This is a genomic window from Bradyrhizobium sp. NC92, from assembly GCF_025200865.1.
GTDB lineage: Bacteria > Pseudomonadota > Alphaproteobacteria > Rhizobiales > Xanthobacteraceae > Bradyrhizobium.
In genome coordinates this window covers 2,350,539-2,370,049 of sequence record NZ_CP104171.1, presented here as the reverse complement: position 1 = coordinate 2,370,049, position 19,511 = coordinate 2,350,539, and the positions used below count along the sequence as shown (strand labels likewise).

Annotated in this window: 23 protein-coding genes; 12 read left to right on the top strand and 11 right to left on the bottom strand. The window is 65.2% G+C overall.

Translation table 11 applies throughout. The features are described 5' to 3' along the window. The first annotated feature begins 44 nt into the window (after positions 1 to 44). The 4 genes from N2602_RS11085 to N2602_RS11070 all read left to right on the top strand — a co-directional run bounded on the left by N2602_RS11085 (position 45) and on the right by N2602_RS11070 (position 2,039). A complete protein-coding gene (locus N2602_RS11085; protein ID WP_260382658.1) occupies positions 45 to 632 on the top strand; it encodes a phosphatase PAP2 family protein in 588 nt (195 codons plus the stop codon). Further along, complete coding sequence (locus N2602_RS11080) at positions 629 to 976, top strand: DUF3147 family protein (RefSeq protein WP_260382657.1); 348 nt, start codon at positions 629 to 631, stop codon at positions 974 to 976. The genes N2602_RS11085 and N2602_RS11080 overlap by 4 nt, the downstream gene beginning before the upstream one ends. After that, positions 976 to 1,464: a DUF3147 family protein gene (locus N2602_RS11075; RefSeq protein ID WP_260382656.1), complete on the top strand. Its 489-nt coding sequence runs from the start codon at positions 976 to 978 to the stop codon at positions 1,462 to 1,464. Before N2602_RS11080 ends, N2602_RS11075 begins: the two co-directional genes overlap by 1 nt. A gap of 329 nt (positions 1,465 to 1,793) precedes the next feature. Beyond that, positions 1,794 to 2,039: a hypothetical protein gene (locus N2602_RS11070; protein WP_172787320.1), complete on the top strand. Its 246-nt coding sequence runs from the start codon at positions 1,794 to 1,796 to the stop codon at positions 2,037 to 2,039. A 144-nt stretch (positions 2,040 to 2,183) separates the two neighbouring features. Here N2602_RS11070 and N2602_RS11065 read toward each other — a convergent pair whose 3' ends face one another. From N2602_RS11065 to N2602_RS11055, 3 genes are all read right to left on the bottom strand, one after another. Then, the gene (locus tag N2602_RS11065) at positions 2,184 to 2,387 is read right to left on the bottom strand and encodes a hypothetical protein (protein WP_172787319.1); all 204 of its coding nucleotides are present in this window, start codon (positions 2,385 to 2,387) and stop codon (positions 2,184 to 2,186) included. Positions 2,388 to 2,458: 71 nt separating this feature from the next. Further along, positions 2,459 to 2,587, bottom strand: coding sequence for a hypothetical protein (locus N2602_RS11060; protein WP_257187568.1), 129 nt, complete (start codon positions 2,585 to 2,587; stop codon positions 2,459 to 2,461). Between the two features lie 114 nt (positions 2,588 to 2,701). Beyond that, complete coding sequence (locus N2602_RS11055; RefSeq protein WP_172787378.1) at positions 2,702 to 2,896, bottom strand: hypothetical protein; 195 nt, start codon at positions 2,894 to 2,896, stop codon at positions 2,702 to 2,704. Between the two features lie 96 nt (positions 2,897 to 2,992). Here N2602_RS11055 and N2602_RS11050 point away from each other — a divergent pair, with 96 nt between their 5' ends. Then, a complete protein-coding gene (locus tag N2602_RS11050; protein WP_260382655.1) occupies positions 2,993 to 3,445 on the top strand; it encodes a DUF4142 domain-containing protein in 453 nt (150 codons plus the stop codon). A 3-nt stretch (positions 3,446 to 3,448) separates the two neighbouring features. On the opposite strand, the gene N2602_RS11045 is transcribed toward N2602_RS11050, so the two are convergent. Next, entirely contained in the window at positions 3,449 to 3,742 is a 294-nt protein-coding gene (locus N2602_RS11045; RefSeq protein WP_172787317.1) for a hypothetical protein, read from the bottom strand. 279 nt (positions 3,743 to 4,021) lie between these two features. On the opposite strand from N2602_RS11045, the gene N2602_RS11040 reads away from it, so the two are divergent. Both N2602_RS11040 and N2602_RS11035 read left to right on the top strand, forming a co-directional pair. Next, the gene (locus N2602_RS11040; RefSeq protein WP_260382654.1) at positions 4,022 to 10,315 is read left to right on the top strand and encodes a HAMP domain-containing protein; all 6,294 of its coding nucleotides are present in this window, start codon (positions 4,022 to 4,024) and stop codon (positions 10,313 to 10,315) included. Between the two features lie 13 nt (positions 10,316 to 10,328). After that, positions 10,329 to 11,816, top strand: coding sequence for an HWE histidine kinase domain-containing protein (locus N2602_RS11035; protein WP_172787315.1), 1,488 nt, complete (start codon positions 10,329 to 10,331; stop codon positions 11,814 to 11,816). On the opposite strand, the gene N2602_RS11030 is transcribed toward N2602_RS11035, so the two are convergent. Beyond that, a complete protein-coding gene (locus N2602_RS11030; RefSeq protein ID WP_172787314.1) occupies positions 11,813 to 12,034 on the bottom strand; it encodes a hypothetical protein in 222 nt (73 codons plus the stop codon). The genes N2602_RS11035 and N2602_RS11030 overlap by 4 nt on opposite strands. Positions 12,035 to 12,187: 153 nt before the next feature. Between N2602_RS11030 and N2602_RS11025 the strand changes: the two genes are divergently transcribed. Together N2602_RS11025 and N2602_RS11020 are read left to right on the top strand one after the other, a co-directional pair. After that, on the top strand, positions 12,188 to 12,451 hold the full coding sequence (locus N2602_RS11025; RefSeq protein ID WP_172787313.1) for a hypothetical protein: 264 nt from the start codon (positions 12,188 to 12,190) through the stop codon (positions 12,449 to 12,451). A 95-nt stretch (positions 12,452 to 12,546) separates the two neighbouring features. Continuing rightward, on the top strand, positions 12,547 to 12,789 hold the full coding sequence (locus tag N2602_RS11020) for a hypothetical protein (protein WP_172787312.1): 243 nt from the start codon (positions 12,547 to 12,549) through the stop codon (positions 12,787 to 12,789). Between the two features lie 96 nt (positions 12,790 to 12,885). Here the strand turns inward: N2602_RS11020 and N2602_RS11015 are convergent, their stop codons facing one another. Next, positions 12,886 to 13,107 carry a hypothetical protein gene (locus N2602_RS11015; RefSeq protein ID WP_172787311.1) on the bottom strand — a complete coding sequence of 74 codons (222 nt, stop codon included), beginning with the start codon at positions 13,105 to 13,107 and terminating at the stop codon, positions 12,886 to 12,888. A gap of 115 nt (positions 13,108 to 13,222) precedes the next feature. On the opposite strand from N2602_RS11015, the gene N2602_RS11010 reads away from it, so the two are divergent. Together N2602_RS11010 and N2602_RS11005 are read left to right on the top strand one after the other, a co-directional pair. After that, positions 13,223 to 13,417 (top strand): DUF3072 domain-containing protein, encoded by a 195-nt coding sequence (locus tag N2602_RS11010; RefSeq protein WP_260382653.1) that lies wholly within the window; start codon positions 13,223 to 13,225, stop codon positions 13,415 to 13,417. A gap of 168 nt (positions 13,418 to 13,585) precedes the next feature. Further along, positions 13,586 to 13,894, top strand: coding sequence for a DUF6496 domain-containing protein (locus tag N2602_RS11005; protein WP_172787309.1), 309 nt, complete (start codon positions 13,586 to 13,588; stop codon positions 13,892 to 13,894). A 6-nt stretch (positions 13,895 to 13,900) separates the two neighbouring features. Here the strand turns inward: N2602_RS11005 and N2602_RS11000 are convergent, their stop codons facing one another. Together N2602_RS11000 and N2602_RS10995 are read right to left on the bottom strand one after the other, a co-directional pair. After that, positions 13,901 to 14,263: a hypothetical protein gene (locus N2602_RS11000; RefSeq protein ID WP_172787308.1), complete on the bottom strand. Its 363-nt coding sequence runs from the start codon at positions 14,261 to 14,263 to the stop codon at positions 13,901 to 13,903. A 263-nt stretch (positions 14,264 to 14,526) separates the two neighbouring features. Further along, on the bottom strand, positions 14,527 to 16,062 hold the full coding sequence (locus N2602_RS10995; RefSeq protein WP_260382652.1) for a Do family serine endopeptidase: 1,536 nt from the start codon (positions 16,060 to 16,062) through the stop codon (positions 14,527 to 14,529). A 205-nt stretch (positions 16,063 to 16,267) separates the two neighbouring features. On the opposite strand from N2602_RS10995, the gene N2602_RS10990 reads away from it, so the two are divergent. Next, positions 16,268 to 17,104 carry a universal stress protein gene (locus N2602_RS10990; RefSeq protein ID WP_260382651.1) on the top strand — a complete coding sequence of 279 codons (837 nt, stop codon included), beginning with the start codon at positions 16,268 to 16,270 and terminating at the stop codon, positions 17,102 to 17,104. A gap of 21 nt (positions 17,105 to 17,125) precedes the next feature. On the opposite strand, the gene N2602_RS10985 is transcribed toward N2602_RS10990, so the two are convergent. The 3 genes from N2602_RS10985 to N2602_RS10975 all read right to left on the bottom strand — a co-directional run bounded on the left by N2602_RS10985 (position 17,126) and on the right by N2602_RS10975 (position 19,361). Then, entirely contained in the window at positions 17,126 to 17,338 is a 213-nt protein-coding gene (locus tag N2602_RS10985; RefSeq protein WP_172787305.1) for a hypothetical protein, read from the bottom strand. A gap of 168 nt (positions 17,339 to 17,506) precedes the next feature. Beyond that, positions 17,507 to 18,889, bottom strand: a complete 1,383-nt coding sequence (locus tag N2602_RS10980) for a bifunctional diguanylate cyclase/phosphodiesterase (RefSeq protein WP_260382650.1) — start codon at positions 18,887 to 18,889, stop codon at positions 17,507 to 17,509. Then, a complete protein-coding gene (locus N2602_RS10975; RefSeq protein ID WP_260382649.1) occupies positions 18,873 to 19,361 on the bottom strand; it encodes a PAS domain-containing protein in 489 nt (162 codons plus the stop codon). Before N2602_RS10975 ends, N2602_RS10980 begins: the two co-directional genes overlap by 17 nt. Between the last annotated feature and the right edge of the window lie 150 nt (positions 19,362 to 19,511).

Here is a 19,511-nt window from a genome sequence, read left to right as displayed (position 1 = left end):
GGGCTTTACAAAACCGTCATGGAGGATATCTCGCCGACGGACCGATGGCCTTAGTAACAGTCAAACCCACCCGGATCGATACGGCGATCGCCAACGAGATCGCGCACAATACCAACTCGGGGCTCGAGCATGCCGCCCAGGCCATGACCTGGGGTGCCGACGAGCATATCCTGGTCGCACTCGCGGCGGCGGGATGGCTCTACACCCGCCTCCGGCATCCGCAGCAGCGCCCCTTGGCCGATCACGTCCTGATCGTGTCGCTGGTGACGGCCGTGTTGCCGCATGTCTTGAAATCCGTGTTCGATCAAACGAGGCCCGACCGGCTGACGGTGAGCGGCCACTGGCGCGGTGTCCCCTTTTCGGGGCGGGCCCGCGACGCATTTCCCTCAGGTCACGCCGTGCATATGGGCGCCCTTGCCTCGGCCGCCGGCCTGTTGCCGCCGGCTCGCCGCAGCCTGGCGCGCTCCTTTGCCGTAGCGCTGTCCCTGACGCGCCTCGCGCTGCTCGCGCACTGGGCCAGCGACGTCGTGGCAGGCTTCACGCTCGGCATCATCGTCGAGCGATTGCTCAGGCCGTTCACACTGGCGACGTCACGGCGGCAGCGGCGCGAGGGCTCGGAGGGACAGCCATGACCGAGTATCTCGTGCGCTTCGTCGCCGGCGGTCTGATCGTATCCGTCTTCGCGATCTTGGGTGATATGCTGCGGCCGAAGAGCTTTGCCGGGCTGCTTGGCGCAGCGCCGTCGGTGGCGCTGGCTACGCTCGGCATCGCCGTGGTCCAGCACGGACCGCAATATGCTGCGGCCGAGAGCTGGACGATGATCTATGGCGCCATCGCGCTCGCCTGCTACAGCATCGTCGTCTGCCACCTCCTGATGAGGCTCCGTCTCGGCGCGCTTCCAGCAACGATCCTCGCCTTTGCCGCATGGCTCGTGGTCGCCTTCGGCCTGCTCGCCGGCCTGGGAGGTGCGGCCTGATGCTGGTGAAGCTATCGACATCGGCGCTGAAACAGACGCGGTGGTACGAGTACGCCATTCGCTTCCTGCTCGGCGGCGGTGCCACGGTGCTCGCGGGCGTTATCGGCTCGAAGTTCGGCACGGCCGTCGGCGGGCTCTTTCTTGCTCTTCCGGCCGTCTTCTGCGCCAGCGCGACACTGATCGAAAGCCATGAGCGTCACGCCAAGGAGAAGGCCGGCCTGAGCGGGCGCCGTCGCGGGCAGAAGGCGGCGGCGCTCGACGCCGCAGGCGCCGCACTCGGCAGCATCGGCCTCGCCGCGTTCGCCGCCATCTTCTATGCCATCATCGAGGCAAGCGCCGCATTCGCTTTCATCGCCGCGCTGACGGTCTGGGCTATCGTTTCCGTGTCGGCGTGGTGGCTCAGGCGCAAGCTTCGCATCGTCTCCCACACATCGCGCCGATCAGGCCATTCGGCGTCGGCAACAAGCTCTCGCTACGCGAAGCCCTAGTTCGCTTTCGCTCCCGTCGAGGGCTGCGATGCGGCGGCTGGAGGCCCGGGCTGTTGGCCCAGCGCTCGACCTCATCGATGATCTTCTGCTGGCTTGGCCGCACCGGCCCGGGCGCCGCGGGCTCTTCGGACAGCTTGCGAGGCAACCTGACTTCGTCCGCCATGGTCTCTCTCCTTCCGGGAACAATGCCTCACGGCGTGGCGCGTTTCTAAATCATTGATTTTATTTTGTTTTCCTACTCATTTGGAGGCTTTATCGGCTTTCGCGGAACTCTCATCAAGTTGGTTCGTTGAGTAAACTACTCAACCTACTCAATTTGCGTGATTGCCATGAACGACCTTCGCGCCGAGCGCCTTCAGGTCATGCTCTCGCCGGAAGAGTTGGCCGCCGTCGACGATTTCCGGTTCAAACACCGCATGCCGACGCGGGCGGCAGCCGTCCGCGAACTCCTCAAGTTCGGACTGGCCGCTGTGGGCGTCGATGCCGCTGCCGGCGTGAAGTCAAGCAGCTTCGGCGTGTTCGGCCGCGGGCCTGACGGACATACTCAGGGGGATCCGGAAAGCGGCGGCGGCTGACGCACATTAGCCTCTTCCACAAGCAAACGACCCCGGCACGGTGGGTGCCAGGGCCGTCCTTGGAGATGCTTCCGGCGCACCGGGGGCATGACTGCCGGAAGCAATCCGTCGACTCTTCCCGCGCGAATTCGTTCCTGGTGAGAGCTAGCCTGTGGCGTCGCTCGAGCCGTCCGGCATGGCGCCGGAACCTGGCGTCTTGCTGTTGTCGTTCAGCTTGGGATCGCGCGTCGCTTCACGCGAAGGCGAGCCTTTCGGATCCGTCTTGTGCACGGATTGCGCACGTTCCTTGTCGCGTGGCTGCACCTCCCCACGCTTGTCCTTGACGATGCCTTGGTCGGAATGGGCCATGATGCGTTCTCGCTTCTCCTGATGTGTCGGAGCGCTTACGCATTACGGCCTCGAATGTTCCGCTGCTGCAATCAGCTGCGCGCGGCGTGAACGGCAGATGCGTTCTCGAGATGCACCTGTCGCACCGTCGTCACCGTCGCGAAGGCGACGGAGACGCCAAAGGCGAGAATGAGGGAAAGAAGAGCCAGACGTGGAGCCATCGCCAAACCTCCTTCTGCAACTGGAAATCGCCGCGATCGACGTTCCCCGGATGATCCCAAATCAGTTGCGTGCCTTCCGTGAGCGGTCTCACATGCAGGTTCGTGAGGCCGAGCTCACCCGTTCCGCTTTGGGGCTGCATGAGCCGGGACGGGCGAAATTTCGCCATCGAGCCAATCCTGCTCGTTGGCCAGCGCCGTCCAGGCGTCGGCCATGCGCGAATAGCGCTTATGGGCGGGCTGTCCGTCGGCACGCTCGGCAAGCTGAAGACAATTGTCGGCATTGTCTCGGAAGATGTCAGACTGTTTCATATAAAAGACGTGGGGACGGAACTCCTGCGTCGCAACCCGCTTACCGGATCGTAATGGTTCAGGGAACTTTCGCACGGAGTTGGTCATTGAAGATCGATGCGAGTTGTCGCCGCAATCATCCTGGCATTCATCAGCACCTCGGCGCTTGCCGACAGCGTTGCCGAACGAAAGCCCGGCGAACGGCCACCCTCCGCGATCAAGGGCAACGCGGAGGTCAAGAATCTCGCCGCCTTGCGCGCCGAGGAAGCGGTCAAGCGCGACAAGAAGCTGAAAGAGGTCCAGGAGGCCATCGGCGCGGAACTGCAAATCGGAAAGGCAGCACTCGCCTCTCCAAGCGCGAGCCTCGTCGAGCCCGAAATGTCGGACGGCCCGGCCTACGTCAGAAGCTTCTATGCGGCGCAGATTCCCGAATATGAATCCATCATCGGCCTGCTCGAGCGCTACCTGGTGGCGCCCGACAACGCGGCGCTCGCAGCGTTCGCGCGCGAACAGCTGCCGCTGCTGCGCGCGCAGGTCAGGGACGCCGAGCGCACCATGGCGGACAAATAGCCTCTACTTGTCGCTCGGACGTTGCTGGCTTTGCGGCCGCACGGTGCGGTCACTCTCCGGCATCTTGTCGCGGCCTGCATCGCCGTTGTCGTCCTTGCCGCCGGACGACGACGTGCCGCTTCCGCTTGGATTCGAGCGGGTGGCCGCTCCGGTGGTCGGCGTGTCCGCCCGCGGGTTGGCGGAGCTTGCGGCGGGGTCGCCCGTCACGGACCCGCGCCCGCTCGGCGCACCGCCCTGCGCCAGGGCCGATCCCGCGGCAAGCACGATAATGGCGATGGCGGCAAGTCCTGCTTTCATATCCGTTCTCCCTGTCTGCGCGGGCTAACCGTCGGGCTCGGCGCTCCGTTCCGAAGGATGGACGCCGACGGACGCAGGGGGCGACCGGACCCGGGGGGCATTTTCTTTCCGAGCGGTGTGGAACCAAATCGGGGCATCGTCGTTACCTCGGTCGGGCTGAGCAAAGCGGGTTCCATTTCCCGGCGCCATACGTTGGCGCTTGATTTCGAATTTGGCTGACGCTCTATTCGACCAACGCGTCTTGCCTCGGATTCGGCCGACGCCTGCGGGGGAATCAGTATGAGCGACCTCGATCCCGGAACTGCATCACGCTCCGGTCGTCGCGTCCCAAAGCCAAAAATCAACGGTACGTCCGAGTCGGATTCGCGGGGCGAACTGCTACTCGCCTTGCAGGCGATGCGCAGCGGTGACTTTTCGGTCCGCATGAGCGGCGACTATCTCGGCATTGACGGCAAAATTGCCGACACTCTTAACGAAATCATCGCAGCCAACCAGCGCATGGCACAGCAGCTCGAGCTGGTCGGCCAGGTGGTGGGGCGCGAAGGCAAGACCCGCCAGCGCGTGAAGTTCGGCCTCGCCTCCGGCTCCTGGGCCGACATGGAAGGTTCGGTCAATACGCTGATCGACGACCTGTTGTGGCCGACGCGCGAGGTGACGCGCGCCGTCGCCGCCGTGGCACAAGGCGACCTGCTGCAGACCGTCAAGCTCGACGTCGACGGCCGTCCGCTAGGCGGCGAGTTCTTGCAGTCGGCGACCATCGTCAACACCATGATCAAGCAGCTCGGCGTGTTCACCTCGGAGGTGACGCGCGTCGCGCGCGAGGTCGGCACCGAGGGCAAGCTCGGCGGCCAGGCCCAGGTGCCCGAGGTGACCGGCGTCTGGAAAGACCTCACCGAGAGCGTCAACTCGATGGCGAACAACCTGACCAACCAGGTTCGCAACATCGCCGAGGTGACGATCGCGGTCGCCAACGGCGACCTCTCCAAGAAGATCACGGTCGACGTCCGCGGCGAGATCCTCCAGCTCAAGGAAGCCATCAACACGATGGTTGACCAGCTGCGCTCGTTCGCCTCCGAAGTGACGCGCGTTGCGCGCGAGGTCGGCACCGACGGCAAGCTCGGCGGCCAGGCCATCGTGCCGGGCGTCGCCGGCACCTGGAAGGACTTGACGGACTCGGTCAACGCGATGTGCGGTAACCTCACCGCACAGGTGCGCAACATCGCCAACGTCACCACCGCCGTGGCGCGCGGCGACCTCTCGCGCAAGATCACGGTGGACGTGCGCGGCGAAATCCTCGAGCTGAAGGACACCATCAACACCATGGTGGACCAGCTCAACTCGTTCGCCTCGGAAGTCACGCGCGTCGCGCGCGAGGTGGGCACGGAAGGAAAGCTCGGCGGTCAGGCCCAGGTGCCCGGCGTGGCCGGCACCTGGAAAGACCTCACCGACAACGTCAACTTCATGGCCTCGAACCTGACCGCGCAGGTCCGAAACATCGCCGACGTCGCGACCGCCATCGCGAGCGGCGATTTGTCGAAGAAGATCACGGTGAACGTCTCGGGCGAAATCCTTCAGCTGAAGGAGACGCTCAACACCATGGTCGACCAGCTCAACGCCTTCGCCGGCGAAGTGACGCGCGTCGCGCGCGAGGTCGGCACCGAGGGCCGGCTCGGCGGCCAGGCCAACGTGCTCGGCGTCGCCGGCACCTGGAAGGACCTGACCGAGAGCGTCAACTCGATGGCCTCGAACCTGACCGCGCAGGTCCGCAACATCGCGGAGGTGACCACCGCAGTCGCCGGCGGCGACCTCTCGAAGAAGATCACCGTGGACGTGCGCGGCGAAATTCTGGAGCTGAAAGACACCATCAACACCATGGTGGACCAGCTCAACGCCTTCGCCGGCGAAGTCACGCGCGTGGCGCGCGAGGTCGGCACCGAAGGCAAGCTCGGCGGCCAGGCGGTGGTGCGCGGCGTCGGCGGCACGTGGAAGGACCTCACCGACAGCGTCAACTCGATGGCCTCGAACCTCACCGGCCAGGTCCGCAACATCGCCGAGGTCGCAACCGCGGTGGCGAAGGGCGACTTGTCCAAGAAGATCACGGTGAACGTGTCGGGCGAAATCCTTCAGCTGAAGGAAACGCTCAACACCATGGTCGACCAGCTCAACGCCTTCGCCGGCGAAGTCACGCGCGTTGCCCGCGAGGTCGGCACCGACGGCAAGCTCGGCGGCCAGGCCGACGTGCCCGGCGTCGCCGGCACGTGGAAAGACCTGACCGACTCCGTGAACTCGATGGCGGGCAACCTCACCGCCCAGGTCCGCAACATCGCCGAGGTCGCGACCGCGATCGCCGGCGGCGACCTGTCGCGCAAGATCACCGTGGACGTGCGCGGCGAGATCCTTCAGCTGAAGGACACGCTGAATACGATGGTCGATCAGCTCAACCGCTTCGCGGGCGAGGTGACGCGCGTGGCGCGCGAGGTCGGCACCGAAGGCCGCCTCGGCGGTCAGGCCAACGTGCCCGGCGTCGCCGGCACCTGGAAGGATCTCACCGACAGCGTCAACTCGATGGCGGGCAACCTCACCGCCCAGGTCCGCAACATCGCCGAGGTCACGACCGCGGTGGCGCGTGGCGACTTGTCGCGCAAGATCACCGTCGACGTGAAGGGCGAAATCCTCGAGCTGAAGAACACCATCAACACCATGGTGGACCAGCTCAACGGCTTTGCCGGCGAAGTCACGCGCGTGGCGCGCGAGGTCGGCACCGAGGGCAAGCTCGGCGGCCAGGCCGAAGTGCCCGGCGTCGCCGGCACCTGGAAGGACCTCACCGACAACGTCAACTTCATGGCCTCCAACCTGACGGCGCAGGTCCGCAACATCGCCGAGGTCGCGACCGCCATTGCCGGCGGCGACCTGTCGAAGAAGATCACGGTGGACGTGCGCGGCGAGATCCTGCTGCTCAAGGACACCCTGAACACCATGGTCGAGCAGCTCCGCTCCTTCGCCGCCGAAGTCACGCGCGTGGCGCGCGAGGTCGGCACCGAAGGCCGGCTCGGCGGCCAGGCCGTCGTGCCCGGCGTCGGCGGCACCTGGAAGGACCTCACTGACAACGTCAACCTCTTGGCTGCGAACCTCACCACCCAGGTCCGCAACATCGCCGAAGTCACCACGGCGGTCGCGCGCGGCGACCTCTCGCGCAAGATCACCGTGGACGTGAAGGGCGAAATCCTCGAGCTGAAGAACACCATCAACACCATGGTGGACCAGCTCAACGCCTTCGCCGGCGAAGTGACGCGTGTCGCGCGCGAGGTCGGCACCGAGGGCAAGCTCGGCGGCCAGGCCCAGGTGCCCGGCGTCGCCGGCACGTGGAAGGATCTCACCGACACCGTCAACTTCATGGCGGCGAACCTGACCGAGCAGGTCCGCGGCATCGTCAAGGTGGTGACCGCGGTCGCCAATGGCGATCTGAAGCAGAACCTCACCGTGAAATCGAAGGGCGAAGTCGCGGCGCTCGCCGACACCATCAACAACATGACCGAGACGCTCGCGACCTTCGCCGATCAGGTGACTTCGGTGGCGCGCGAGGTCGGCGTCGAAGGCCGGCTCGGCGGCCAGGCCAACGTGCCCGGCGCCGCCGGCACCTGGAAGGACCTCACCGGCAACGTCAACCTGCTCGCGGCCAATCTGACCTCGCAGGTGCGCGCGATCGCGGAAGTCGCAACCGCGGTGACCAAGGGCGACCTGACGCGGTCGATTCAGGTCGACGCCCGCGGCGAAGTGGCAGAGCTGAAAGACAACATCAACACGATGATCACCAACCTCCGTCTCACGACGGACGTGAACACGGAACAGGACTGGCTGAAGACCAACCTCGCCAAGTTCACCAACATGCTCCAGGGCCAGCGCGACCTCACCACCGTCGGCCGGCTGCTGCTCACCGAATTGTCGCCGCTGGTGAACGCCCACACCGGCGTGATCTACCAGGTCGAGAACGAGAACGATCCCCAGCTCCTGCTGCTCGCCTCCTACGCCAGCGACGGCGTCTACCCCTATCAGCCGGTGCTGCAGTTCGGCGAAGGCCTGATCGGCCAGTGCGCCTTCGACAAGCGGCCGCGCGTCGTCTCCGACATTCCGTCGGACGTGGTGCCGATCAACTCGGCGCTGTTCCGCGTCGCGCCGAAGAACCTCGTCGTGCTGCCGGTCCTGTTCGAAGGCCAGGTCAAGGCCGTGATCGAGCTCGCCTCGCTCGTCTCCTTCACGACCTCGCAGATGACGTTCCTGGAGCAGCTCACCGACTCCATCGGCATCGTGCTCAACTCGATCGAGGCCACGATGCAGACGGAAGGTCTGCTCAAGCAGTCGCAGCAGCTCGCCGGCGAGCTGCAGACCCAGCAGCGCGAATTGCAGCAGACCAACGACCAGCTCGAGCAGAAGGCGCAGCAGCTCGCCGAGCGCAACGTCGAAGTCGAGCGCAAGAACCAGGAGATCGAGCAGGCCCGCCGCGCGCTCGAGGAGAAGGCGACCGAGCTCGCGCTGACGTCGAAGTACAAGTCCGAATTCCTCGCCAATATGAGCCACGAGCTGCGCACGCCGCTGAACTCGATCCTGATCCTCGGGCAGCAGCTCAGCGACAACCCCGATGGCAACCTCTCGGCCAAGCAGGTCGAATTCGCCCGCACCATCCACGGCGCCGGCACCGACCTCTTGAACCTCATCAGCGACATTCTCGATCTCTCCAAGATCGAGTCCGGCACCGTGACGGTCGACGCCGAGGAAATCCTGACCGCGAACCTGCTCGAGACCGTCGGCCGGCCGTTCCGGCACGAGGCGGACAACCGCAACCTGTCGTTCAAGATCGACGTCGATCCGAACCTGCCGCGCAGCATCGTGACCGACTCCAAGCGGCTGCAACAGGTTCTGAAGAACCTGCTCTCCAACGCCTTCAAGTTCACCGCCGACGGCGAAGTGCGCCTGCAGGTCACCGGCGCCATCGGCGGCTGGGGGACGGATCATCCGGTGCTGAACTCCGCGCCGGCCGTGATCGCCTTCGAAGTGTCCGACACCGGCATCGGCATTCCCCTGGAGAAGCAGAAGCTGATCTTCGAGGCGTTCCAGCAGGCCGACGCCGGCACCAGCCGCAAATATGGCGGCACCGGCCTCGGCCTTGCGATCAGCCGCGAGCTGGCCAGCCTGCTCGGCGGCGAGATCCACCTGCGCAGCGCGCCGGGCAAGGGCTCGACCTTCACGCTCTATCTGCCCTTGAAATATTCCGGCCCGACCCTCGCGCCGCGGGCGCCAGCGCCGCAGCAATACAGCCAGCCGCCGGCGCTGCAGCCGGCCGCGCCTGACCAGCAGCGCGTCATCGAGCAGCTGCCCGACGACCGCCTCAACCTCGAGCCCGGCGACACCATCCTCCTGATCGTCGAGGACGACCCCCATTATGCCCGCGTGCTGGTCGATCTGGCCCGCGACAAGGGCTTCAAGGTCCTGGTCGCCGCGCGCGGGGCCGAGGCCCTCGAGCTCGCCAAGCAGTACCAGCCGACGGCCGTCTCCCTCGACGTCTTCCTGCCCGACATGCTCGGCTGGACCGTGCTGAGCCAGCTCAAGCACAATCCGCTCACCCGCCACATCCCGGTCCAGATCATCACGCTCGACGAGGACCGCCAGCATGCGCTGGCGCGCGGCGCGTTCTCCTTCGTCAACAAGCCGACGACGACCGAGGGCGTCTCGGCCGCGCTGACGCAGATCAAGGAATATGCGCGGCCGCGGCGCAAGCGGCTCTTGATCGTCGAGGACAACGAGGCCGAGCAGCTCTCGATCCGCGAGCTGCTGCACCACGACGACATCGAGATCCTGGCCACGGATACCGGGGCCGGCGCGCTCTCGACGCTGCGCGAGCAGCCCTGCGATTGCGTGGTGCTAGACCTCAGGCTTCCCGACATGAGCGGCTTCGAGGTGCTCGATCAGATCCGCAACGACGAGGCGCTGTCGAACATCCCCGTCGTGGTGTTCACCGGCCGCGAGCTTTCCGCCGAGGAGGATGCCGAGCTCCACACCATGGCACGCAGCATCGTGGTCAAGGGCGTGGAATCGCCCGAGCGCCTGCTCGACGAGACCGCGTTGTTCCTGCATCGCGTGATCACGGAGCTGCCGGTCGAGAAGCAGCGCATGCTGGAGAAGCTGAACAGTTCCGACGAGGACCTGATCGGCAAGACCGCCCTGCTCGTCGACGACGACGCCCGCAACATCTTCGCCCTGTCCAGCGTGCTGGAACGACGCGGCATGAAAGTGCTGACGGCGACGACGGGCAGCGAGGCGGTGACACTGGTCGAATCCAATCCGGAGATCGCGATCGTGCTGATGGACATCATGATGCCGCAGATGGATGGCTACCAGACCATCGGCGTGATCCGCGAGAACCCGGCCTTCTCCCGTCTGCCGATCATCGCGTTGACCGCCAAGGCGATGAAGGGCGACCGCGAGAAGTGCCTCGAAGCCGGCGCGTCCGATTACCTCGCCAAGCCGGTCAACACCGACCAATTGCTGCTTGCGATCCGCATGTGGCTGCATCGCTGAGTTGGACCCGCGTATGGACCAGGAAAAGGTCAACATCCTGCTCGTCGACGATCAGCCGGCCAAGCTGCTCGCCTATGAGGTGATCCTGAAGGATCTCGGCGAGAACCTCGTGATCGCCTCCTCGGGCCGCGAGGCGCTGGAGGTGCTGCTCAAGACCGAGATCGCGGTGATCCTGGTCGACGTCTGCATGCCCGAGCTCGACGGCTTCGAGCTCGCCGCGATGATCCGCGAGCATCCGCGCTTTCAGAAGACCGCGATGATCTTCATCTCAGCCATCCAGGTCAGCGACATCGACCGGCTGCGCGGCTACGAGATGGGCGCGGTCGATTACGTGCCGGTGCCGGTCGTGCCGGAGGTGCTTCGCGCCAAGATCAAGGTGTTTGCCGAGCTCTACCGCAAGACGCGCGAGCTCGAACGGCTGAACCACGAGCTCGAGGACCGCGTCCGCGCCCGCACCGCGGAACTGGAGGCTTCCACCGCGAAGCTGCGCGAGAGCGAGCAACGGCGCAGCATGGCGATCGCGGCCGGCAAGATGGGGTCCTGGGACTGGGACTGGATCAGCGGCGATTGGATGTGGGACGAGGGGCAATACCGCATCTTCGGCGTCAGCCCCGAGGATTTCGAGGTCACTCCGGGCAGCGTTCAGGCCCTGTTGCACCCCGACGACGTCGATCAGTTGCGCAAGGCGATCGCCGAATTCAACAAGGGCACGCGCGCCTACGAGACGGAGTTTCGCATCGTGCGGCCCGACGGCGAGGTGCGCTGGTGCGTCGGCACGGCGGCTGCGACGACCGACGAGAGCGGGCGCGTGGTGCGGGTCAGCGGCGTAACCGTCGACATCACCGAGCGCAAGCGGGCCGAGGAGCGGCAGAACCTGCTGGCGCGGGAAGTCGATCACCGCGCCAAGAACGCGCTGGCGCTGGCGCAGTCGATCGTGCGCCTCACCCGGGCCGACGAGGTCAAGGCCTATGTCAATGCCGTCGAGGGGCGCATCAATGCACTGGCGCGCGTGCACACCATCCTGTCGCTGTCGAGCTGGCAGGGCGCCGAGCTCTCCAGGCTGATCGACGAGGAGCTTGCGCCCTATTCGCTCGGCGGCCAGATCAAATTGGCAGGGCCCGAAGTTCAGCTGGTGCCGGCGACGGCCCAGACGCTGGCGCTCGCATTGCACGAGCTCTTCACCAACTCGGCCAAGTACGGCGCGCTCTCGACCCGATCGGGGCGGCTCGCGATCGACTGGCAGGTCGACGCCGAGCGGCTCACGCTGAGCTGGGAGGAATCCGGCGGTCCCCTGGTCAAGACCCCGAAATCCCGCGGCTTCGGCACGCGAAGCCTGCTTGCGAGCATCGAGTCCCAGCTTGGCGGACAGGCGCAGTTCGATTGGCGCGCCGAGGGCCTGTTGTGTCGTCTGGAGGTGCCGTTGACACGCAAGAGCGCGACGACCGCACCCGGCAAATTCGACACTGCGGGCGCTGCCGAATTGCAGCGCGCATCCGGCTAGCCGGACGCTGCGCTCGTCATGCGCTGAGCCGTGCGCGGTTCGCGCGCGATACGCCCTTCGAGCCAGGCTTCCGTTCGCGCGAGATCGCGCAGCGCCCTCGCGTAGCGGCGAGCCGCGCTCCGCTCCGCGCCACGCGGGAGCTTGCGCGCCTTGCGCAGGATGTCCGCGGCTGCGTTGCGATAGGCCAGCGAGCGGTAAAGAAAGACGACCTTACCCATGTCGATGTTCCCCGTCGATGTTCCCGTTTTGCCGGCGCTCATCTTGGCAAGCCCGGCATGAACGCCGGATGAAGCGGGCGATGACAATTCCTTCAGCGGAACGGAACCAGGGAATCACGAGCGCGTTGGCGTGGCAGTTCGGGATGCCGTCGCATGCGCACCAACAACAAGAAGTCGTCCGAGCTGATCTCTGCCAGCGGCCTTATCAGGCTGATGACGCATGCAATGATGGGCGCAGCGCTCGGCCTCACCTTCAGCCTCGCGCTCGTCCTGTCCAATCCAGCCGTGGCCAACCTGCTGAATAACGGCGGGGGCCAGGCCGCGACGGTCTTCGCCCTCACCTTGGTGACGACCTTCGCGATCGGCGCGACGCTCACCGGCGCCGTGTTCATCCTGGCCGAGGACAAGCAAACTTGAAGCGTGCGTGACGTACGGAAGATGCTTTGCCGGGAACTCCTGCCGCGAGGCGCGGTTTGCTGCCTGCGTCAATTTAACACAGGGAGTTCCCCCGCATGAACACGACCAAGCTCGCTCTCGCCGTCATGGTAGCAACCGGCCTTGCCGCGACGCCGTTCGCCGCCCAGGCCAAGTCGCACAAGGCCAAGCATGGATCCTCGACGTCATCGTCGCAGACCACCGGCGCCAACACCAAGTCTTCCAAGGGCGCTGACCCCACGGGCCAAGGCGGCGCCGGCCCGGGCTCCGATCAGAGCGGCACCATGACGAACAAGGGCAGCATGACCAACACCAAATAGGCGCTCCCAAATCATGGAGGGCCCCGCCATTGCGGGACCCTCTGTCTTCCATCTTATCTTGGGGTCGGCACTTGGCGGTATCCGGCGCCAACGATCTCAGCGGCGCTCGGCTGCGCGCGCGGGATTGCCGCCTGTCTTCACGGGACGAAGGCGCACCCGGTCGCGGACGTCAGGCAGAACGTCGCTGCCGCCGGCCGCCTTCCATTCGGCAATCAGGAGGTTGATTTTCCGGCGCAGGTCCATCTGCGCCAGGGCCCTTTCCGTGCAGTCGCGATCGCGCTCGACGAGGTCGCGCACCGACGCCTCGACGTCGGCCATCTCAAGCCTCAAGGCTCTGATTTTACGTCGAATTTCATTAATTCTGTTGTCCATGGCTTGTTAGAACAAAATAAGAACATATAGTCAAGTCACGATTTCAGGACGGAGACGCCAGATGCAGGTTCAAGGTAAATACGACGCCAGATTTGTACTTGGCGAGCAGATGACGCGGGCGCAGGGCCTGAAGCTGAAGCGGCTGAGCGATGAGGCCTATCAGCCCGGCCAATCTGCGCGGGATCTGTCCTTTAGCGAGGCCGCACGACGCATCCAGGCGCTGGAAGCGGAGATCGAGCTGGCAAATTCCTTCTAGAGCATGGTCCGGAAAAGTGTGCGGCGATTTTCCGAAGAGATCATGCTCGAACAATAGCCTAAAGCGCGATGACGGTTCATCCTAATCGCATCGCGCTTTAGCTGCGCCGCCCGCGCTCCCGGAACCATGGCTGTGCCGAATGGTTCTCCTCGCCGAGGGAGAACATGCATGGCACGCAAGGCAAAGAAACGCCGCTACTCAAGCAGCTCGGGCAGCGATGTCGCCAGCGAGATGCGGCGCTACAAGAAGGGCACCGCGAAGAGCGGCCGAGGCGGGCGCGGCGGCCGCGTCAAGAGCCGCAAGCAGGCGATCGCGATCGGATTGTCGAAGGCACGCAAGAAGGGAAAGAAGGTCCCGAAGAAGGCTTCGACGCGCAAGAGCGCCAACAAGACGTCCAAGAAATCGTCGAGGACGTCGTCCAGGAAATCATCGAGCAAGAAATCATCGAAGCGCAAATCATCCAAACGGTCGCGCTGACCGGTCTCAGATCATGCTCCCCGGCATGAAGCAGCGGATCGAAATCCCGAACGCAGTCTTGACCGGCCACACCATGGTGCGGCCGGCCCGGTTCGGCTCGGTGATGACGGCTTCATCCGGCACATCGATCCACTGCCCGTCGAGGCGCACACGGTAACGCCCGTTGTGCGACTCCCAGTCGGGATCGGCGACGGCGAAACCGTCCGCATCAGAGCAGCACGGACCGAGATGGCTGCGCAAACTGTCGAACCAGGGCTTCAGAGGGGAATCCGCGTAGCGGCCGTCGTCGCGCCCGAGGGCGTTTCCGCCTGAGAGCACCAATGGCGCCACCAGCAGCGCACTCCTCAGCGAGACCTTCAATCGATCCATGTCGGCACCGATCTCATGTGAACCGCCGGCGAGTTCCAAAAATCGCCGCGAGGTTCGAAGTTCCACGCTTGCAACCCCTCTCAGCGGCGACGTTGCCGCAGAGCACCGAGGCACCTGGCGAGTGTGATCAGCGAACACGGCTTTTTCGGACGCACCCGGTCACCCTACCTGCCGTTAACGAGAATGTTATCGGACCTGGCGAGCTCGTGTGCGAAAGGCGGCCCGAGGCCGCCTTTCTGGATTTGTAGCGGTCGAGGTTCGCGTTAGGCGAGTGGCACCGCGACGAAGCGGGTGGCCTCCGCGCTTCTGATCTGCAGCAGCACGCTGCGCTTGCCCGACGATTTGGCCTGCGCCAGCTCGGAGCGCACCTCGCCGACACTGCTGACAGCCTTGCCGCCGACATTGAGGATGACGTCGCCGGTCCGGATGCCGCGTTGCGCGGCCGGGCCTTGCGGATCAACCTCGGTGACGACCACGCCGTTCTGGCCTGCGCCCTGAACGTCACCTGCCGGCGCTAGGCTGAGGCCGAGGCGCGGCATGCCGGCACCGGGCTGCCCCATGCCCTCGTTGCCCTTGGCCTGCCGCTCGTTCGGCAACTCGCCGAGCGCCAGGGTCACGGTCTTGCTGCCACCCTTGCGGAAGACATCGAGCTTCACGGACGTGCCCGGCGCCAAGCCGGCGATGGTGCGGGCGAGATCGCGAGAATCCTTGATCGCGGTGCCATTGACGGCGGTGATGACGTCCCCCGCCTCGATGCCGGCCTTCGCCGCCGGGCTGCTATCTTGCGGATTGTCGACGATCGCGCCGCGTGCCTCCTTCAGGCCGAGGCTGTCGGCCATATCCGAGGTCACCGGCTGCACCTGCACGCCGAGCCAGCCGCGGGTCACCGCGCCCTTGTCCTTCAGCTGCGCGACGACGAGCTTGGCGGTCGAAGCCGGGATATCGAAGCCGATGCCGACCGAGCCGCCCGAGGGCGAGAAGATCGCAGTGTTCACGCCGATCACGTTGCCGTTCATGTCGAAGGCCGGGCCGCCGGAATTGCCCTTGTTGATCGGCGCATCGATCTGGATGAAGTCGTCATAGGGACCATTGCCGATATCCCTCCCGCTGGCCGAGACGATGCCCGCGGTCACGGTGCCGCCAAGACCGAAGGGATTGCCGACCGCGACCACCCAGTCGCCGATGCGCGGCTTCTGGTCGGAGAAATTGACGAACGGAAAGTCCTTCTTGCCGTCGACCTTGATCAGCGCGAGATCTGTCTTCGGATCGGTGCCGACGACCCTCGCGGTGTAGGTCGTGCCGTCGTCCATCGTCACCTGCACGGACTGGGCGCGATCGACGACGTGATTGTTGGTCACGGCATAGCCGTCCGCGGAAATGAAGAAGCCGGAGCCTTCGCCCGTGATCATCTGGTGGCGCTGGCGCGGCATGCCGTTCGCACCGCCCGGGAAGCGGAAGCCGAACTGCCGCGAGAACTGGTCGAACGGCGTGTCCTCGTCCGAATCCATCCGGTTCTGCTGCAGCATCGCGCTCTTGTCGTTGTCCTGGTCGATTTTGACCCGCACCGAGATCACTGCGGGTTTGACCTTGCTGACGAGATCGCCGAAGCCGGGCGGCGTCGCGACGGCTTCGGCCGCCTGAGCCGGCGCAATCAAGGAGGTGATGCCGTACGGCGAAGCGCCCGGCGCAATAGCCAGGGCGGCCACGCCCAGCGCGGCCACGGTGCCGAGCAGCGCGAGCCGGCGCGGCCGCAAGATCTTGCGAGAGGTGGTGATGTCGGAATTGACGCGATCGTTCATGTCGAAATATCCATGTTGAGCGGGTGTCGCCTTGCCCTCAACATGGTCGCTGCCACCTTACGGCGTCCCGTCCGTCCGATTAAATCTCGGCAAAGAATGGATGAGCGGGCGCAGCAGGCAACCCGGAGGTTTGATGCAGCTCAACGCGCCTCCTTCGCGCAGTGAAAAACTGCGACCATCCGATGATGCTCAGCGGAGGCGCGCCATGTACAAAGACATTCTCGTCCACATTCCCACCGAACGTCCCATGCGTCCTGCGATCGAGGGCTCGATCTCGCTCGCGGCGAAGTTCAACGCGCATCTCGACGCGGTCGCGGTCGGCTATGTCGCCACCAGTGCAGCCTACGTCATGGAAGGTGGCGCGGCCGTGGCGGCCGTGTTCGAGCTGGAGCGCGAGCGCGCCGTGGAGCGGGCCGAGGCTGCGCTCGCGGTATTCAAGAGCGAGGCGGCGAACGCCGGCATCTCCCATACCTGCCACGCACTCGGCGCGATCCCGGTGGATGCAGCCGGCTCGCTCGGCGAGATGGCGAGGTTGCATGACCTCAGCGTCGTGCTCCAGCCCGATCCGGCGCAAGGCGCGTTCGACAACGACGTGCCCAGCGAGATCCTGTTCCAGGCGGGCGGCCCGGTGCTGTTCCTGCCCTACACGTTTCGAGGAGCCTTCAAGGCGAACCGGATCGGCATCTGCTGGGACGGCAGTCGCCTTGCCGCCCGCGCCATGCGCGACGCAGCCCCGTTCCTGGCGCGCGCCGAAGAGATCGTGATCATCAGCGTCAACGAGACCGACGCCGTCGCCGGTGAAGCTTCAGCACACGGCTTGGCCAGACATCTCGGCCGGCGCGGACTGACGACCCGCATCGTCGGCCGGACGGCAACCCGCGCCGACATTCAGCCGATCATTCTGTCGCTGGCGGCCGACGAGAGCCTGGATCTCCTGGTGATGGGCGGCTACGGCCATTCGCGGTTGCAGGAGCGCGTTCTCGGGGGCGTCACCCGCGCCATGCTGGAAGCCATGACGGTCCCGACGCTGATGTCCCATTGAGGCGAGCCCGGCTTGGCGCCGTCACGCCGCGACGGGAGCTTTCCATGTCTCCGGCGCGGCGGCGTCTTTGTCGCGGTGCACATTGCACGCGTCGAAATGCGCCTGGAGCTCGATTTCAGCGAGATATTCGAAATGTTCGGCCTGGCCGAGGAGTTCCCAGGTCTGGAGCGGCCGGTATGCCGCCTGCTGACGGCAGAGGGACGCCAGCGCCCGGTAGCGACGTACGTTCTCCATGAGACCCTCCCTCGCGTTCACAGGCTTATTCTCCTGATTTGCGTCAGGCCGATGGCGCTTATGCAAAACATTTGCTGCGCGCTCAACGCGCCTAAGCCAAGTTAATTTTCGAGAAGCGCCGATAGGGATTTTTGTTCCAAACGTCCGCTTGGAACTGTGTGCCCGACCCTAGGCGTAGAGGCGGCGCTCCACGGCGACGCCGACCAGGTCGAGATAGCGTTCGATCAGGTCGGGACGGCCGACGAGATAGCCCTGCATCTCCTCGCAGGCCTCGCGCGCCAGAAAAGCACGCTGGGCTTCCGTCTCCACCCCCTCGGCAACGACCGGGATCTTCAGCGCGTGCGCCAGGCTCAGGACGGCGCGGACAATTTCGGCCGATTGCGGCGTCGCCTCCAGGTTGGAGATGAAACTGCGGTCGATCTTGATCTTGTCGAACGGGAAGGACTGCAGATAGGACAGCGAGGAATAGCCGGTGCCGAAATCATCCATGGCGATGCGGATGCCGAGCGCCTTCAGCCGCCGCAGCAGATCGAGCGCGCGGGTGAAATCGCCGATCAGCACGCCCTCGGTGATCTCGACCTCGAGCCGTGTCGGCGTCAGTCCCGTCTCCAACAGGATCTGGTGGATCGAGCGCTCGAGATCGCCCGCCTGGAACTGGACCGGCGACAGATTGACCGCGACCTGCAACGGCCTGGGCCAGGATGCCGCCTCGCGGCACGCCTCGCGCAGAACCCATTCGCCGATCTCGACGATCAGCCCATTCTCCTCGGCGAGCGGAATGAACTGGTCCGGCGGCACGAAGCCCCGCGTCGGGTGATTCCAGCGCAGCAGCGCCTCGAAGCCGATGACCTCGCCATCCACCCGCGCCTGCGGCTGGAAATAGACGAGGAGCTGGTTCTGCTCCAGCGCCTGCCGCAGATCGTGCTGCAACAGCCTGCGGTCGCGCAGCTCCTGGTCCATCTCGGATTCGAAGCAGCGGACCCGGCCCCTGCCCTCGCGCTTGGCGCGGTAGAGAGCCGAGTCGGCGTTGGCAAGCAGCGTCGCCGCGTTCACGCCATCGTCCGGATAGAACGCGATGCCGACGCTGAGGCCCACATGGGAGAGATAATCGTCGACCTCGAGCTCCTTGCCGATCGTCTCGACCAGGCGTTCGGCCAGCGCCAGAACATCCTCACGGGTGGCATCGTCGGGCATCAGGATCATGAACTCGTCGCCGCCGATGCGGGCGACGAAGGCGCCTTCGGCTTCCGCGGCAAGCCGGTCGGCCGTCGCCCGCATCAGCATGTCGCCGACGGGGTGACCGAACACGTCGTTGACCTCCTTGAAGCGGTCGAGATCGAGGCTCAGCACGGCGAAACTGGTCGACGCCTCCTGCGCCCGCTCCAGCCGTTCGTCGAGCGCCGCGGCGAAGGCGCTGCGGTTAGGCAGGTCGGTCAGCGCATCATGATATGCCAGGTGGCTGATGCGTTCCCGGGTGGTGACGCGCTCGGTGACGTCCTCGATCACGCCGACCAGATATTGCGGATCGCCGGCGTCATCCGTGATCAGCATTTTGCGTGAATTGACGACGGTCGTGACCCTTGACGCCTATTTCGAGCAGGTGCTCCTCGAGGAACACCGGCATGCCGCTGGCAACGACTCGACGATCCTGCTCGTTGACGATACGGGCGACGTCGGCCGGAAAGATCTCGTCGGGTGTCCGGCCCAGCATCTGCTCGCGGGGCATGCCATAATAGCTCTCGCCGGCGCGGTTGAGCAGGATGTAGCGCGAATCCTTCGCGCATTTCGCGAACACCGCGATCGGGATGTTTTCGACGATAGTGTCGAGGAACTCCTGCGTCCGCAGCAGATCTTGCTCGACCTCATCGTGCGTGTGCGCGCGTGCCTCGATCATTCGCTGGCGGTCGCGCTCGCTAGCCACATAGGCCGCGCTGACGAGTTCGCCCAGCTTGACCACGTCGACTCCTCCGCTGGCGTCTGTGGCGCAGCGAAGCTGCTCGGCGAACAGGCGATGCATGCTCATGGCATCGCCTCGCGCCGCGTACAGGCCTCATGCCTGCCAATTTGCTGGATCCGCATCCCCGCGCTCTCTCGCGTTCCTGGACCGCAGACTGCGACGCACAGCATTGCCCGGGCGTTAATCGAAGCTTCGCGTCAAACCCGTTGGTTACCC